Raw genomic sequence first — 15,340 nt, forward strand, 5'->3', positions numbered from 1 at the left:
GTCCCTTGCCTTAATAAGCTGCGCTGGTGGTCATCAAGTGGTCAGTGTACGCAGCAGGTTCTTGTAGTCCTCGCGGATGTCCGCGTCGGATTCCTTAAGTTCGTTGATCTTGCGGCAGGCGTGCAGCACGGTGGTGTGGTCGCGTCCGCCAAACACATCGCCGATTTCCGGCAGGCTGTGGTTGGTCAGCTCCTTGGACAGGGCCATGGCCACCTGACGCGGACGTGCCACCGAACGCGAACGGCGCTTGGACAGCAGGTCGGAAATCTTGATTTTGTAGTATTCCGCAACCGTTCGCTGAATGTTATCCACAGAAACCAATTTATCCTGAAGCGCCAACAGGTCCTTCAAGGATTCGCGAATCAACTCGATGGTGATGTCGCGGCCCATGAAGTGCGAGTGAGCGATCACCCGCTTGAGGGCACCTTCGAGCTCACGCACGTTGGAGCGGATACGCTGGGCGATGAAGAACGCGGCGTCGTGAGGCAGCTCGACCTTGGCCTGGTCGGCTTTCTTCATCAGGATCGCGACCCGGGTTTCCAGCTCGGGCGGCTCGACGGCCACCGTCAAGCCCCAGCCGAAACGCGACTTGAGGCGTTCTTCCAGACCTTCGATCTCTTTCGGGTAGCGGTCACTGGTGAGAATGACCTGCTGTCCGCCTTCAAGCAACGCGTTGAAGGTGTGGAAAAACTCTTCCTGGGAACGTTCCTTGCGGGCGAAGAACTGAATATCGTCGATCAGCAGGGCGTCCACCGAACGGTAGAAACGCTTGAACTCGTTGATCGCGTTCAACTGCAGCGCCTTGACCATGTCGGCCACGAAACGCTCGGAATGCAGGTACACGACCTTGGCATTCGGGTTCTTCTTTAATAGATGGTTGCCCACCGCATGCATCAAGTGGGTCTTACCCAAGCCTACGCCGCCATAAAGGAAGAGCGGGTTATAGCCGTGCTTGGGGTTGTCCGCGACCTGCCAGGCCGCCGCGCGAGCCAGTTGGTTGGATTTACCTTCGACGAAATTTTCGAAGGTAAAGGTCCGGTTCAGATAGCTGGTGTGCTTAAGCGCGCCTTCGACCTGGACGGTGCGCTGTTCGGCACGCACCGGAGCCTGCTGGGAGCTGGCACCGGCCATCGGGTCGAAGCTGTCCCGGGAGGGCTCTTCGCTGACCTCGGCGACCTTTTGTGCATTGCGTTTGCTCGGGGCAGGTGCGGGTGCCGGGGCAGCGTGGTTGTTAACCGGTGCCGGGGCGGCCTGCTGGGCCTGTGACGCTGCGGCGGCCAGCGGCGCGTTGGGAGCGGCACGCGGTGCCGAGCTGCGCTTGCTACCTATTAATAAGGACAACGCAGGCGCCATGCCATTGCCATGCTCGTCGAGCAGTTCCATGACCCGGCCCAGGTACTTTTCGTTGACCCAGTCGAGAACGAAACGGTTCGGTGCATAGACACGCAACTCGTCGCCTTCGGCTTCGACCTGTAGAGGACGGATCCAAGTGTTGAATTGTTGGGCAGGCAACTCATCGCGCAAAAGCTCTACGCACTGCTGCCAAAGTTCCACTGACACGGACATCCCCTAAGTTGAAAGCCGGTGAGGCAAAAACAAGCGGCCATTGTAGCGAGCAGACGCCCACTTATCCACATGCAGCTTGCTGATCGCCCATGATTTATCAATGCGTTAACCGCGAGAAAGACGACGGGCGGTCAGTGGATAAGCTCTGTGGATAACCGGGCCTGAGGTCGTTGCACAAGTGGGGGCAAAAGTCGGTGGATAACCAGCCTGTGGATAACATCGCATTCCACACACAGCTTATCCGACAGCGCAGCACAGGCTGACCACTGCTTTCCCGCCTAGTTGTCATTCTCTGTACATGGCGGATTACAAGGCTTGCGCATGGTTATCCACAGACAGGTGGTTGCCTTGCTTTTATAAGCTTTACAGAAAAGCTTTAAATAATTCCCTTCTTTATTTCTATATCTAGCGCTATGGGATGAATCCGCCGAAGCACCCGGATATCTATTTAAAGGAAACGCTGGTTGGAAATTGACCTAGAGGCTTGCTTTCTCTAGAATCCCCGGTCTCTTAAAACGGGGGCCATTCCGGCCCGTTGTGGACGAACCAGGTAACACGACATGAAACGTACTTTCCAACCAAGCACTATCAAACGCGCTCGTACTCACGGTTTCCGTGCTCGCATGGCTACCAAGAACGGTCGTGCCGTCCTGTCGCGTCGCCGCGCCAAAGGTCGTGCGCGTCTGGCCGTTTGATAATCCGGCACTGGAGGTGAGTCAGGACTTCAGTCGGGAAAAGCGTCTGCTTACACCCCGGCATTTCAAGGCAGTCTTTGACTCCCCTACCGGCAAGGTTCCGGGGAAAAATCTCCTGCTCCTTGCGCGCAGTAACGATCTCGATCACCCCCGACTAGGGCTGGTTATCGGGAAGAAGAGCGTCAAGCTCTCTGTTCAGCGCAATCGCCTCAAACGTCTGATGCGCGAATCGTTTCGCCTGAACCAGGATTCACTGGTTGGGTGGGACATTGTTATCGTCGCGCGCAAAGGTTTGGGTGACGTAGAAAACCCCGAATTGATTCAGCATTTCGGCAAGCTCTGGAAGCGTCTGGCACGCAACAAGCCAGCACCAGCAGTCAACACCGAAACTGTAGGGGTAGACAGTCCCGATGCGTAAACTGGCACTCGTTCCGATCCAGTTTTACCGCTATGCCATTAGTCCTTTGATGGCCAGTCACTGTCGCTTCTACCCCAGTTGTTCCTGCTACGCGTACGAAGCCATAGAAAATCATGGCCTACTGCGCGGTGGCTGGCTGACCTTTCGTCGTTTAGGTCGCTGTCATCCGTGGAATCCCGGCGGTTATGACCCGGTTCCGCCTATCCCTACCTCCCGTTCTTCTTCGATGGCCGAGTAATCATGGATATCAAACGCACGATCCTGATCGTCGCCCTGGCAATCGTGTCCTACGTCATGGTCCTTAAATGGAACCAGGACTATGGCCAGGCTGCCCTGCCGACTCAGAATGTTGCAGCCAGCAATACCGCACCGAGCCTGCCGGATGTCCCAGTTGGCAACAACGCTGCCAGCAATGACGACATCCCGCGCGCGGCAAGCGATACCAGCGCTCCCGCCGAAGCCCCCGTGGCCGCAAGCAAAGATCTCATCCAGATCAAGACGGACGTGCTCGAGCTGGCAATCGATCCACAAGGTGGTGATGTCGCCCAGCTGAAGCTGCCGCTGTATCCACGTCGCCAGGATCATCCGGAAATCCCGTTCCAGTTGTTCGACAACGGTAACGAGCGCACCTATCTGGCCCAAAGTGGCCTGATCGGTACCAACGGCCCGGATTCGAACCCGGCCGGTCGGCCGATCTACTCCGCCGAGAAGAAGACTTATCAACTGGCTGACGGTCAGGACCAACTGGTCGTGGACCTGAAGTTCAGCAAGGATGGCGTCAACTACATCAAGCGTTTCACCTTGAAACGTGGCTTGTATGACGTAACCGTCTCTTACTTGATCGACAACCAGAGCGCACAGCCTTGGTCCGGTGCGATGTTCGCGCAACTCAAGCGTGACGCCAGCTCCGATCCGTCTTCGAGCACGGCCACCGGCACTGCGACTTACCTGGGCGCAGCCCTGTGGACAAGTTCGGAGCCTTACAAGAAAGTGTCCATGAAGGACATGGACAAGGGCCAGGTCAAGGAAACCGTCCAAGGTGGCTGGGTGGCTTGGCTGCAGCACTATTTTGTAACCGCCTGGATCCCACAGAAGGGCGAAAGCAACCTCGTTCAGACGCGTAAAGACAGCAAAGGCAACTACATCGTCGGTTACACCGGTCCGGCATTGACCGCTGCGCCAGGTGCAAAAGTCGAGACCAGCGCCATTCTGTATGCCGGTCCAAAAAGCCAGGCCGTCTTGAAAGAGTTGTCCCCAGGTCTGGAACTGACCGTGGATTACGGTTTCCTGTGGTTCATTGCCCAGCCGATCTTCTGGCTGCTGCAACATATCCACAGCATCGTGGGTAACTGGGGCTGGTCGATCATTTTCCTGACCATGCTGATCAAGGGGATTTTCTTCCCGTTGTCGGCCGCCAGCTACAAGTCCATGGCGCGCATGCGCGCAGTGGCGCCGAAACTGGCCGCCCTGAAAGAGCAACATGGCGATGACCGGCAGAAAATGTCCCAGGCCATGATGGAGCTGTACAAGAAAGAGAAGATCAATCCGCTGGGTGGATGCTTGCCGATTCTTGTGCAGATGCCTGTATTCCTGGCGCTGTACTGGGTTCTGCTGGAAAGCGTGGAGATGCGCCAGGCACCGTTCATGCTGTGGATTACCGACCTGTCGATCAAGGATCCGTTCTTCATCCTGCCGATCATCATGGGCGCGACCATGTTCATCCAGCAGCAGCTGAACCCAACGCCTCCGGATCCGATGCAGGCGAAGGTCATGAAAATGATGCCAATCATCTTCACCTTCTTCTTCCTGTGGTTCCCGGCAGGTCTTGTGCTGTACTGGGTTGTGAACAACGTGCTGTCCATCACTCAGCAGTGGTACATCACGCGTAAGATCGAAGCGGCTACGAAAAAAGCCGAGGCGTAACTTGCTCTGTGGATAACCACACAAAACGCCCCCTAGTGGGGCGTTTTGCTATCTGTCACTTTTGTCTGGATACCGGTTTATGAGCGCACCGCGTGAAACCATCGCCGCCGTTGCCACCGCCCAAGGTCGCGGCGGTGTCGGCATCGTCCGTATTTCGGGGCCCTTGGCCAGTGTTGCGGCCAAGGCTATCAGCGGTCGCGAACTCAAGCCGCGGTTTGCTCATTACGGCCCGTTTTTCAGTGCTGACCAGCAGATCCTCGACGAGGGGCTGGCATTGTATTTCCCGGGGCCGAATTCGTTCACCGGCGAAGACGTACTGGAGCTGCAAGGGCACGGTGGTCCTATCGTGCTGGACATGCTGCTCAAGCGTTGCCTGGAACTGGGCTGTCGCCTGGCCCGACCGGGTGAATTCAGTGAACGGGCATTCCTCAACGACAAACTCGACCTGGCCCAGGCCGAGGCGATCGCCGATTTGATCGAAGCCAGTTCTGCACAAGCGGCACGCAACGCTTTGCGTTCCTTGCAGGGCGCGTTTTCCCTGCGTGTGCATAACCTCACCGAACAATTGATCGGCCTACGGATCTACGTCGAGGCCGCGATTGATTTCCCGGAAGAGGAAATCGATTTTCTTGCCGATGGGCATGTGTTGAGTCTGCTGGATAAAGTGCGCGATGAGTTATCCACAGTACTGCGCGAAGCTGGCCAGGGCGCCTTGTTGCGCGATGGGATGACCGTGGTGATTGCTGGGCGGCCGAATGCTGGCAAATCCAGTCTGTTGAATGCCCTCGCCGGTCGCGAAGCGGCGATCGTCACCGAGATCGCCGGCACCACCCGGGACATCCTGCGTGAACATATCCACATCGATGGCATGCCACTGCACGTAGTGGATACCGCAGGTTTGCGCGACACCGAGGACCAGGTGGAAAAAATCGGCGTTGAACGGGCGCTCAAGGCCATCGGTGAAGCCGATCGGGTCCTGCTGGTGGTGGATGCCACTGCACCGGAAGCGGATGATCCATTTGCCTTGTGGCCTGAATTCCTCGAAGTCCGCCCGGATCCGGCAAAAGTCACCTTGATCCGCAACAAGGCCGACCTGAGCGGGGAAGCGATTGTTCTTGAGGTCAGCAACGACGGCCATGTGACCATCAGCCTGAGCGCGAAGTCAGCAGGTGAAGGCCTGGAACTGCTGCGTGAACACCTCAAGGCTTGCATGGGCTATGAGCAGACCTCGGAAAGCAGCTTCAGCGCCCGCCGGCGACATCTTGAAGCCTTGCGCCATGCCAGCGCTGCCCTGGAACACGGTCGCGCGCAGCTGACCTTGGCGGGGGCGGGTGAGTTGTTGGCCGAAGACCTTCGCCAAGCCCAACATTCCCTTGGGGAAATTACCGGCGCCTTCAGCTCCGATGACCTGTTGGGGCGGATCTTTTCCAGCTTCTGCATCGGTAAATAACCCCGCCTTTCACACCGGGTTTGTCCTCGAAGCCTCTCGAGTCCAACGCAAACCCGGTTTCTCCTTTTCTGTTTTTGAAACGATTGCCCTTGATGGCGGCTTGCCTGTGGACGCTTCGGCGGTCCATTGCGGCGGTTTTCTGTGGATTAAGCCCTGTGAATAACTGCCACTGAGGTCGGTTGATAAACCCCCTTCAAATCTGGAGATAACCGCCTCTGTGGATAACAGCCCCATTCATCCACAGGCTTACACCGGTTATCCAAGCCCCTCATTGCCACATGACCACAGGGTTTTGAATCTCTGTACACATTGAAAACAAAGGCCTGCGTAACTTTACCCACAGATAAGTGGCTCAGTAAAAATAAACATAAAAACAAAGGTTTTATAAACTTCTTTCTTTTTAATTTCTTTAACCTCGAGTTTTCCACAGCTGGTTAAATTTTGTGCAAAGGGTTCTTTAGGAAAGGGGAAGTCCCTATACTTGCCGACCTGGCTCGAAAAACGCTCTGGCCAGACTCAAGACCTATTTCCGAATTACCTGAATTAAGCAGGCACGAGGTGCGTGGTGGATTTCCCTTCCCGTTTTGAAGTGATCGTCATCGGCGGCGGTCATGCCGGTACCGAGGCAGCACTTGCATCAGCACGCATGGGGGCAAAAACCCTGTTGCTGACGCATAACGTGGAAACCCTCGGTGCCATGAGTTGCAACCCTGCCATTGGTGGGATCGGCAAAAGCCACCTGGTCAAGGAGATCGATGCCCTTGGGGGCGCGATGGCCATGGCCACCGATAAAGGTGGTATTCAGTTTCGCGTATTGAACAGCCGCAAAGGCCCAGCCGTGCGCGCTACTCGCGCCCAGGCCGACCGAGTCCTGTACAAGGCCGCTGTCCGTGAAATCCTGGAAAACCAGCCGAACCTGTGGATATTTCAACAAGCGGCCGATGACCTGATCGTCGAGCAGGACCAAGTACGTGGGGTCGTCACGCAAATGGGTCTGCGGTTCTTCGCCGATTCCGTGGTGTTGACCACCGGGACCTTCCTCGGCGGACTTATCCACATCGGTTTGCAGAATTTTTCCGGCGGTCGCGCCGGTGATCCGCCGTCGATTGCGCTGGCTCACCGTCTGCGTGAGTTGCCATTGCGTGTCGGGCGCCTGAAAACCGGTACGCCACCTCGCATCGACGGCAAGTCCGTGGATTTCTCGGTGATGACCGAGCAGCCTGGCGATACGCCGATCCCGGTGATGTCGTTCATGGGCAACAAGGAACAGCATCCTCGGCAAGTCAGTTGCTGGATCACCCACACCAACGCCCGCACCCACGAAATCATCGCGGCGAACCTCGATCGTTCGCCGATGTATTCCGCTGCCGGTGAAATCGAAGGTGTCGGCCCGCGCTATTGCCCGTCGATTGAAGACAAGATCCATCGCTTTGCCGACAAGGAAAGCCATCAGGTGTTCATCGAACCCGAAGGTTTGACCACCCATGAGTTGTATCCGAACGGGATATCCACAAGTCTGCCGTTCGACGTGCAACTGCAGATCGTGCAGTCGATTCGCGGCATGGAAAACGCCCACATCGTTCGCCCCGGCTACGCCATCGAATACGACTATTTCGACCCGCGCGACCTGAAGTACAGCCTGGAAACCAAAGCTATCGGCGGTCTGTTCTTCGCCGGGCAAATCAACGGCACCACCGGTTACGAAGAGGCCGGTGCCCAAGGGCTATTGGCCGGTGCCAACGCCGCACTGCGTGCCCAAGGCAAAGACAGCTGGTGCCCGCGTCGCGATGAGGCGTACATCGGTGTGCTGGTGGATGACCTGATTACTCTGGGTACCCAGGAACCGTATCGGATGTTCACATCTCGCGCCGAATACCGCCTGATCCTGCGTGAAGACAACGCCGACCTGCGCTTGACCGAGAAAGGGCGCGAACTGGGGTTGGTGGATGACGTGCGCTGGGCTGCGTTCTGCAAGAAACGCGAGAGTATCGAACTGGAAGAGCAGCGCCTGAAAAGCACCTGGGTTCGTCCCGGTACCGAGCAGGGCGATGCCATTGCGGCGAAATTCGGCACGCCGCTGACTCACGAATACAACCTGCTGAACCTCTTGAGCCGTCCGGAAATCGATTATGCCGGGCTGGTGGAAGTGACTGGCCAGGGCGCGGAAGATCCACAAGTGGCCGAACAGGTCGAGATCAAGACCAAATACGCCGGTTACATCGACCGCCAACAGGACGAAATCGCCCGTCTGCGCGCGAGTGAAGACACCAAGCTGCCTGTGGATATCGATTACACCGGCATTTCCGGGTTGTCGAAAGAAATCCAGAGCAAGCTCGGTGTGACTCGTCCAGAAACCCTGGGCCAGGCTTCGCGCATTCCCGGCGTTACGCCGGCGGCGATTTCGCTGTTGATGATTCATTTGAAAAAACGCGGCGCCGGCCGCCAGTTGGAGCAAAGCGCTTGAGTTCGATGGTCACCTCGCAACACGCTGAAGAGTTATCCACAGGTGCCCGTCAGCTCGGCGTCAGCCTGACCGAAGCCCAGCACGCGCAATTGCTGGGTTATCTGGCGTTGTTGATCAAATGGAACAAGGCCTACAACCTGACCGCCGTGCGCGATCCGGACGAAATGGTCTCGCGCCACTTGCTCGACAGCCTCAGCGTCATGTCCTTCATCGAAAACGGTCGCTGGCTGGATGTCGGCAGTGGCGGCGGTATGCCGGGCATCCCGCTGGCGATCCTGTTTCCCGACTCGCAAGTGACCTGCCTGGACAGTAACGGCAAGAAAACCCGCTTCCTGACCCAGGTCAAACTCGAACTCAAATTGGATAACCTGCAAGTTATCCACAGCCGCGTCGAAGCGTTCCAACCTGCCGAGCCGTTTAGCGGAGTCATCTCCCGGGCATTCAGCAGTATGGAGAACTTCAGCAACTGGACTCGCCACCTGGGCGACGCCGATACGCGCTGGCTGGCAATGAAGGGCGTTCATCCGGCCGATGAGCTGGTAGCATTGCCGGCAGACTTCCACCTCGATAGCGAACACGCCTTGGCCGTACCCGGTTGCCAAGGCCAACGCCATCTGCTGATACTGCGCCGCACGGCATGATTGGGAACACAAGCAAGAATGGCTAAGGTATTCGCGATAGCGAACCAGAAGGGTGGTGTGGGCAAGACCACCACCTGTATCAACCTCGCAGCATCCCTGGTCGCGACCAAGCGCCGGGTGCTGTTGATCGATCTCGATCCACAGGGCAACGCCACCATGGGTAGCGGTGTGGATAAGCATGGTCTGGAAAACTCCATCTACGACGTCCTGATCGGCGAATGCGATCTGGGCCAGGCCATGCACTTCTCCGAACACGGCGGTTATCAACTGCTGCCGGCTAACCGTGACCTGACGGCGGCCGAAGTGGTGCTGCTGGAAATGCAGATGAAGGAAAGCCGTCTGCGTAGCGCCTTGGCGCCGATCCGGGAAAACTACGATTACATCCTGATCGACTGCCCACCGTCGCTGTCGATGCTGACCCTCAACGCCCTGGTGGCGGCCGATGGGGTCATTATCCCCATGCAGTGCGAATACTTTGCATTGGAAGGGTTGAGCGACCTTGTGGATAACATCAAGCGCATCGCCGAACTGCTGAACCCGGACCTTAAGGTCGAAGGCCTGCTGCGGACCATGTACGACCCGCGCCTGAGCCTGATGAACGATGTTTCGGCCCAGCTCAAGGAACACTTCGGCGCGCAGCTCTACGACACGGTCATCCCGCGTAACATCCGTTTGGCCGAAGCGCCGAGCTACGGCATGCCGGCCCTGGCCTACGACAAACAATCCCGTGGTGCGCTGGCTTACCTGGCCCTGGCGGGCGAGATGGTTCGCCGTCAGCGCCGCAATCCACGCACCGCTGCAGCCCAGCCAACTTAAGGAAACCCCATGGCCGTCAAGAAACGAGGTCTCGGACGTGGACTGGATGCACTGCTCAGCGGGCCCACTGTCAGCTCGCTGGAAGAACAGGCCGTCCAGGTCGATCAGCGTGAGTTGCAGCATTTGCCGCTGGATCTGATCCAGCGCGGCAAATATCAGCCGCGCCGGGACATGGATCCGCAGGCGCTGGAAGAATTGGCCCAGTCGATCAAGAGCCAGGGCGTGATGCAGCCGATCGTGGTCCGACCGATCGCCAATGGCCGCTTCGAGATCATTGCCGGCGAACGTCGCTGGCGCGCCAGCCAGCAGGCCGGCCAGGAAACCATCCCGGCAATGGTCCGCGATGTGCCGGATGAAACGGCCATTGCCATGGCGCTGATCGAGAACATCCAGCGTGAAGACCTCAACCCGATCGAGGAAGCCGTGGCCCTGCAGCGCTTGCAGCAGGAATTCCAGCTGACCCAGCAACAAGTTGCCGAGGCGGTGGGCAAGTCCCGAGTGACCGTGGCCAACCTGCTGCGCCTGATTGCGTTGCCGGAAGTCATCAAGACCATGCTGTCCCATGGCGACCTGGAAATGGGTCATGCCCGGGCTTTGCTCGGTTTGCCGGAAAATCAACAGGTTGAAGGGGCGCGACATGTTGTCGCACGCGGGCTGACGGTGCGCCAAACCGAAGCACTGGTTCGCCAGTGGTTGAGCGGCAAACCGGCGCCTGTCGAAGCACCCAAAACCGATCCTGATATCGCTCGTCTTGAACAGCGCCTGGCCGAGCGCCTGGGCTCTGCGGTGCAGATCCGCCACGGAAAGAAGGGCAAGGGGCAATTGGTGATTGGCTACAACTCCCTCGATGAGCTGCAAGGTGTCCTTGCGCACATTCGCTGAAACAATTGCTCTTGTAGCGGGCAGTCGGAAATCACTACCTGGCAGTTGAATAGGGGCAGAACCGCCCCTATACTCTGCGCGCATTTTGTCGGCACAAATTATGCCAAGTTATTGAATGATGGCGGCCGACTATTGGAGAGCAAAAGCGATGGAAACCCGCACGCCAAACCGCTTGCCGTTCCATCGTCTGGCAGTTTTCCCGGTTTTGATGGCTCAATTCACCGTCGTACTGATCGCCACGCTGGCGCTCTGGCAATGGAAAGGAGTCGTCGCCGGATACTCAGGGCTTTGCGGAGGCCTGATAGCCTTGCTTCCCAATGTTTACTTTGCTCACAGGGCCTTTCGGTTTTCCGGCGCCCGAGCAGCCCAGGCTATCGTCCGGTCTTTTTACGCCGGCGAGGCGGGGAAACTGATTTTGACGGCAGTGCTGTTTGCATTGACGTTCGCAGGTGTGAAGCCACTGGCGCCGCTGGCTGTATTCAGCGTCTTCGTGCTGACCCAACTGGTTAGCTGGTTCGCTCCCCTGCTAATGAGAACAAGACTTTCGAGACCTTAGGGCGTTTGAGGCAACCATGGCAGAGACAACCGCTTCGGGCTATATCCAGCACCACTTGCAGAACCTGACCTTCGGTCAGCTACCCAACGGCGGCTGGGGCTTTGCCCACTCCGCAGCAGAGGCCAAAGAAATGGGCTTCTGGGCTTTCCACGTCGATACCCTCGGCTGGTCGGTCGCATTGGGTCTGATCTTCGTTCTTCTTTTCCGCATGGCGGCAAAGAAGGCGACTTCCGGTCAGCCTGGTGCACTGCAGAACTTCGTTGAAGTACTGGTCGAATTCGTCGATGGCAGCGTGAAAGACAGCTTCCATGGCCGTAGCCCGGTGATCGCACCGCTGGCGCTGACCATCTTCGTCTGGGTGTTCCTGATGAACGCCGTCGACCTGGTACCGGTCGACTGGATTCCTCAACTGGCCATCCTGATCTCCGGTGACCAACACATCCCATTCCGCGCCGTGTCGACCACCGACCCGAACGCGACCCTGGGCATGGCGTTCTCGGTCTTCGCACTGATCATTTTCTATAGCATCAAGGTCAAGGGCTTCGGCGGCTTCATCGGCGAACTGACCCTGCACCCATTCGGCAGCAAGAACATCCTCGTTCAAGCCCTGCTGATCCCGGTGAACTTCCTGCTGGAATTCGTGACCCTGATCGCCAAACCGATTTCTCTGGCACTGCGTCTGTTCGGCAACATGTATGCCGGCGAACTGGTGTTCATCCTGATCGCTGTGATGTTCGGCAGCGGCCTGCTGTGGCTCAGCGGCCTGGGTGTAGTCCTGCAATGGGCGTGGGCTGTGTTCCACATCCTGATCATCACCCTGCAGGCGTTCATCTTCATGATGCTGACCATCGTCTACCTGTCGATGGCGCACGAAGAAAACCATTAAGACCAGTCTCGACTAGTCTGATGTCCTTCCCGGTCAAACGGGAAGGAGCCCGAACCGGGCTGAGAAACGATTTGTTTTACCGCTTTAATCTAAAAAACCTAAACCATACGACGTAAAAGTCGGGAGGAAAGATGGAAACTGTAGTTGGTCTAACCGCTATCGCTGTTGCACTGTTGATCGGCCTGGGCGCACTGGGTACCGCAATTGGTTTCGGCCTGTTGGGAGGCAAGTTCCTGGAAGGCGCAGCGCGTCAGCCAGAAATGGTTCCAATGCTGCAAGTCAAAATGTTCATCGTGGCCGGTCTGCTCGACGCCGTGACCATGATCGGTGTTGGTATCGCGCTGTTCTTCACCTTTGCGAACCCGTTCGTTGGTCAAATCGCTGGCTAATTACTCGGATGTCTCGAGTAGATTGGTGTGATGGACAACGTAACTGCGAGGTGTTGGCGTGAACATTAATGCGACCCTGATTGGCCAGTCCGTTGCGTTCCTGATTTTTGTACTGTTCTGCATGAAGTTCGTATGGCCTCCGGTCATTGCGGCATTGCACGAACGTCAAAAGAAGATCGCTGATGGTCTGGACGCTGCCAGCCGAGCGGCTCGCGACCTGGAGTTGGCCCATGAGAAAGTGGGTCAGCAACTGCGCGAAGCGAAAGCTCAGGCAGCTGAAATCATCGAGCAAGCCAAGAAACGCGGTACCCAGATTGTCGACGAAGCCCGTGAACAGGCTCGCGTCGAAGCTGACCGTGTGAAGGCTCAGGCTCAAGCCGAGATCGAACAGGAACTCAACAGTGTCAAAGACGCGCTGCGTGCCCAAGTGGGTGCCCTGGCCGTTGGCGGTGCTTCGAAGATCCTGGGTGCCACAATCGATCAAAACGCGCACGCAGAGCTGGTTAACCAACTGGCTGCTGAAATCTAAGCGAGGGCGATCATGGCAGAACTGACCACGTTGGCCCGACCTTACGCTAAGGCGGCCTTCGAGCACGCTCAGGCCCACCAGCAACTGGCCAATTGGTCAGCCATGCTCGGCCTGGCTGCAGCGGTGTCGCAAGACGACACCATGCAGCGCGTGCTCAAGGCCCCGCGACTGACGAGCGCAGAAAAGGCCGCCACGTTCATTGACGTGTGCGGCGACAAGTTCGATACCAAGGCACAGAACTTCATTCACGTCGTTGCCGAAAACGACCGTCTCCTGCTACTGCCGGAGATCGCCACTCTTTTCGACCTGTACAAGGCCGAGCAAGAGAAGTCGGTAGACGTGGACGTGACCAGTGCTTTCGCATTGAACCAAGAACAGCAAGACAAACTCGCCAAGGTTCTCAGTGCACGACTCAACCGGGAAGTGCGCCTGCAAGTCGAGGAAGACAAGTCCCTGATAGGGGGCGTTGTAATCCGCGCCGGCGACCTGGTTATCGATGGCTCGATTCGCGGCAAAATCGCGAAACTTGCCGAAGCATTGAAATCTTGAGTTTGAAGGGGCAGCAGAGCAATGCAGCAACTCAATCCTTCCGAAATAAGTGAAATTATCAAGGGCCGCATCGACAAGCTCGATGTGACCTCCCAAGCCCGTAACGAAGGCACTGTCGTCAGCGTATCTGACGGCATCGTGCGGATTCACGGTCTGGCCGACGTCATGTACGGCGAGATGATCGAGTTTCCGGGCGGCGTCTACGGTATGGCCCTCAACCTGGAGCAAGACTCCGTAGGTGCCGTTGTCTTGGGTGCTTACCAGTCTCTGGCTGAAGGCATGAGCGCCAAGTGCACTGGCCGTATCCTCGAAGTTCCGGTTGGTAAGGAACTGCTGGGTCGCGTCGTCGATGCACTGGGTAACCCTGTTGACGGCAAAGGTCCACTGGGCAACACCGAGACCGACGCGGTCGAGAAAGTTGCTCCGGGCGTGATCTGGCGTAAGTCGGTAGACCAGCCTGTACAGACTGGCTACAAGGCTGTCGATGCCATGATCCCTGTCGGCCGTGGCCAGCGTGAGCTGATCATCGGTGACCGTCAGATCGGTAAGACCGCTCTGGCGATCGACGCGATCATCAACCAGAAGAACAGTGGCATTTTCTGCGTCTACGTAGCCATCGGTCAGAAGCAATCGACCATCGCCAACGTGGTTCGCAAGCTGGAAGAAAACGGCGCCCTGGCCAACACGATCATCGTGGCGGCCAGTGCTTCGGAATCTCCTGCGCTGCAGTTCCTGGCACCGTACTCCGGTTGCACCATGGGCGAATACTTCCGCGACCGCGGTGAAGACGCGCTGATCGTTTATGACGATCTGTCCAAGCAGGCAGTGGCTTACCGCCAGATCTCCCTGCTGCTGCGCCGTCCACCAGGCCGTGAAGCTTACCCAGGCGACGTGTTCTATCTCCACTCCCGTCTGCTGGAGCGCGCATCCCGCGTTTCGGAAGAATACGTAGAGAAGTTCACCAACGGCGCAGTGACCGGCAAGACCGGCTCCCTGACCGCACTGCCGATCATCGAAACCCAGGCTGGCGACGTTTCCGCGTTCGTTCCGACCAACGTGATTTCCATCACCGACGGTCAGATCTTTCTGGAATCGGCCATGTTCAACTCCGGGATCCGTCCTGCTGTGAACGCCGGTGTTTCGGTATCCCGTGTGGGTGGTGCCGCTCAGACCAAGATCATCAAGAAGCTGTCCGGTGGTATCCGTACCGCCCTGGCCCAGTATCGTGAACTGGCGGCATTCGCCCAGTTCGCTTCTGACCTGGACGAAGCGACCCGTAAGCAACTTGAGCATGGTCAGCGCGTTACCGAGCTGATGAAGCAGAAGCAATACGCACCAATGTCGATCGCTGACATGGCGCTGTCGCTGTATGCCGCTGAGCGTGGGTTCCTGACTGACGTTGAAATCGCCAAGGTCGGCAGCTTTGAACAAGCGCTGATTGCTTACTTCAACCGCGATCACGCCGACTTGTTGGCCAAGATCAACGTGAAGGGTGACTTCAATGACGAAATCGACGCTGGCATGAAAGCCGGTATCGAGAAGTTCAAGGCCACCCAAACCTGGTAAGCCGCAGCGG

The 15,340-nt window shown here is 57.5% G+C and carries 16 protein-coding genes; 15 read left to right on the plus strand and 1 reads right to left on the minus strand.

Annotated elements, in window-relative coordinates:
- Positions 1–33: 33 nt before the first annotated feature.
- Entirely contained in the window at positions 34–1,560 is a 1,527-nt protein-coding gene (gene dnaA, locus AACY31_RS13105) for a chromosomal replication initiator protein DnaA (protein WP_339479822.1), read from the minus strand.
- A 566-nt stretch (positions 1,561–2,126) separates the two neighbouring features.
- Here dnaA and rpmH point away from each other — a divergent pair.
- From rpmH to atpA, 15 genes are all read left to right on the plus strand, one after another.
- Positions 2,127–2,261 carry a 50S ribosomal protein L34 gene (gene rpmH / locus AACY31_RS13110; protein WP_003213577.1) on the plus strand — a complete coding sequence of 45 codons (135 nt, stop codon included), beginning with the start codon at positions 2,127–2,129 and terminating at the stop codon, positions 2,259–2,261.
- Between the two features lie 16 nt (positions 2,262–2,277).
- Positions 2,278–2,679: a ribonuclease P protein component gene (gene rnpA, locus AACY31_RS13115; RefSeq protein WP_197685723.1), complete on the plus strand. Its 402-nt coding sequence runs from the start codon at positions 2,278–2,280 to the stop codon at positions 2,677–2,679.
- Positions 2,672–2,917, plus strand: a complete 246-nt coding sequence (yidD, locus tag AACY31_RS13120; RefSeq protein ID WP_010465488.1) for a membrane protein insertion efficiency factor YidD — start codon at positions 2,672–2,674, stop codon at positions 2,915–2,917. The genes rnpA and yidD overlap by 8 nt, the downstream gene beginning before the upstream one ends.
- A 2-nt stretch (positions 2,918–2,919) precedes the next feature.
- Entirely contained in the window at positions 2,920–4,602 is a 1,683-nt protein-coding gene (gene yidC, locus AACY31_RS13125; RefSeq protein ID WP_339479823.1) for a membrane protein insertase YidC, read from the plus strand.
- A gap of 79 nt (positions 4,603–4,681) precedes the next feature.
- A complete protein-coding gene (gene mnmE, locus AACY31_RS13130; RefSeq protein WP_339479824.1) occupies positions 4,682–6,052 on the plus strand; it encodes a tRNA uridine-5-carboxymethylaminomethyl(34) synthesis GTPase MnmE in 1,371 nt (456 codons plus the stop codon).
- 565 nt (positions 6,053–6,617) lie between these two features.
- Positions 6,618–8,516: a tRNA uridine-5-carboxymethylaminomethyl(34) synthesis enzyme MnmG gene (mnmG, locus tag AACY31_RS13135; protein ID WP_339479825.1), complete on the plus strand. Its 1,899-nt coding sequence runs from the start codon at positions 6,618–6,620 to the stop codon at positions 8,514–8,516.
- A 5-nt stretch (positions 8,517–8,521) separates the two neighbouring features.
- Complete coding sequence (rsmG, locus tag AACY31_RS13140) at positions 8,522–9,157, plus strand: 16S rRNA (guanine(527)-N(7))-methyltransferase RsmG (protein WP_339504567.1); 636 nt, start codon at positions 8,522–8,524, stop codon at positions 9,155–9,157.
- 18 nt (positions 9,158–9,175) lie between these two features.
- Entirely contained in the window at positions 9,176–9,973 is a 798-nt protein-coding gene (locus AACY31_RS13145; RefSeq protein WP_339479826.1) for a ParA family protein, read from the plus strand.
- A 9-nt stretch (positions 9,974–9,982) separates the two neighbouring features.
- Positions 9,983–10,855 (plus strand): ParB/RepB/Spo0J family partition protein, encoded by an 873-nt coding sequence (locus AACY31_RS13150; protein ID WP_003207098.1) that lies wholly within the window; start codon positions 9,983–9,985, stop codon positions 10,853–10,855.
- 148 nt (positions 10,856–11,003) lie between these two features.
- A complete protein-coding gene (locus AACY31_RS13155) occupies positions 11,004–11,411 on the plus strand; it encodes a F0F1 ATP synthase subunit I (RefSeq protein WP_339479827.1) in 408 nt (135 codons plus the stop codon).
- A gap of 16 nt (positions 11,412–11,427) precedes the next feature.
- The gene (atpB, locus tag AACY31_RS13160; RefSeq protein WP_339479828.1) at positions 11,428–12,297 is read left to right on the plus strand and encodes a F0F1 ATP synthase subunit A; all 870 of its coding nucleotides are present in this window, start codon (positions 11,428–11,430) and stop codon (positions 12,295–12,297) included.
- Positions 12,298–12,428: 131 nt separating this feature from the next.
- A complete protein-coding gene (atpE, locus tag AACY31_RS13165) occupies positions 12,429–12,686 on the plus strand; it encodes a F0F1 ATP synthase subunit C (RefSeq protein WP_003097235.1) in 258 nt (85 codons plus the stop codon).
- Positions 12,687–12,744: 58 nt separating this feature from the next.
- Entirely contained in the window at positions 12,745–13,215 is a 471-nt protein-coding gene (locus AACY31_RS13170) for a F0F1 ATP synthase subunit B (protein ID WP_003187193.1), read from the plus strand.
- Between the two features lie 12 nt (positions 13,216–13,227).
- The gene (locus AACY31_RS13175) at positions 13,228–13,764 is read left to right on the plus strand and encodes a F0F1 ATP synthase subunit delta (RefSeq protein ID WP_339479830.1); all 537 of its coding nucleotides are present in this window, start codon (positions 13,228–13,230) and stop codon (positions 13,762–13,764) included.
- A 21-nt stretch (positions 13,765–13,785) separates the two neighbouring features.
- Positions 13,786–15,330 carry a F0F1 ATP synthase subunit alpha gene (atpA, locus tag AACY31_RS13180; RefSeq protein ID WP_339479832.1) on the plus strand — a complete coding sequence of 515 codons (1,545 nt, stop codon included), beginning with the start codon at positions 13,786–13,788 and terminating at the stop codon, positions 15,328–15,330.
- Positions 15,331–15,340: the final 10 nt, after the last annotated feature.

Source organism: Pseudomonas sp. RL_105y_Pfl2_101 (assembly GCF_963970585.1).
GTDB lineage: Bacteria > Pseudomonadota > Gammaproteobacteria > Pseudomonadales > Pseudomonadaceae > Aquipseudomonas.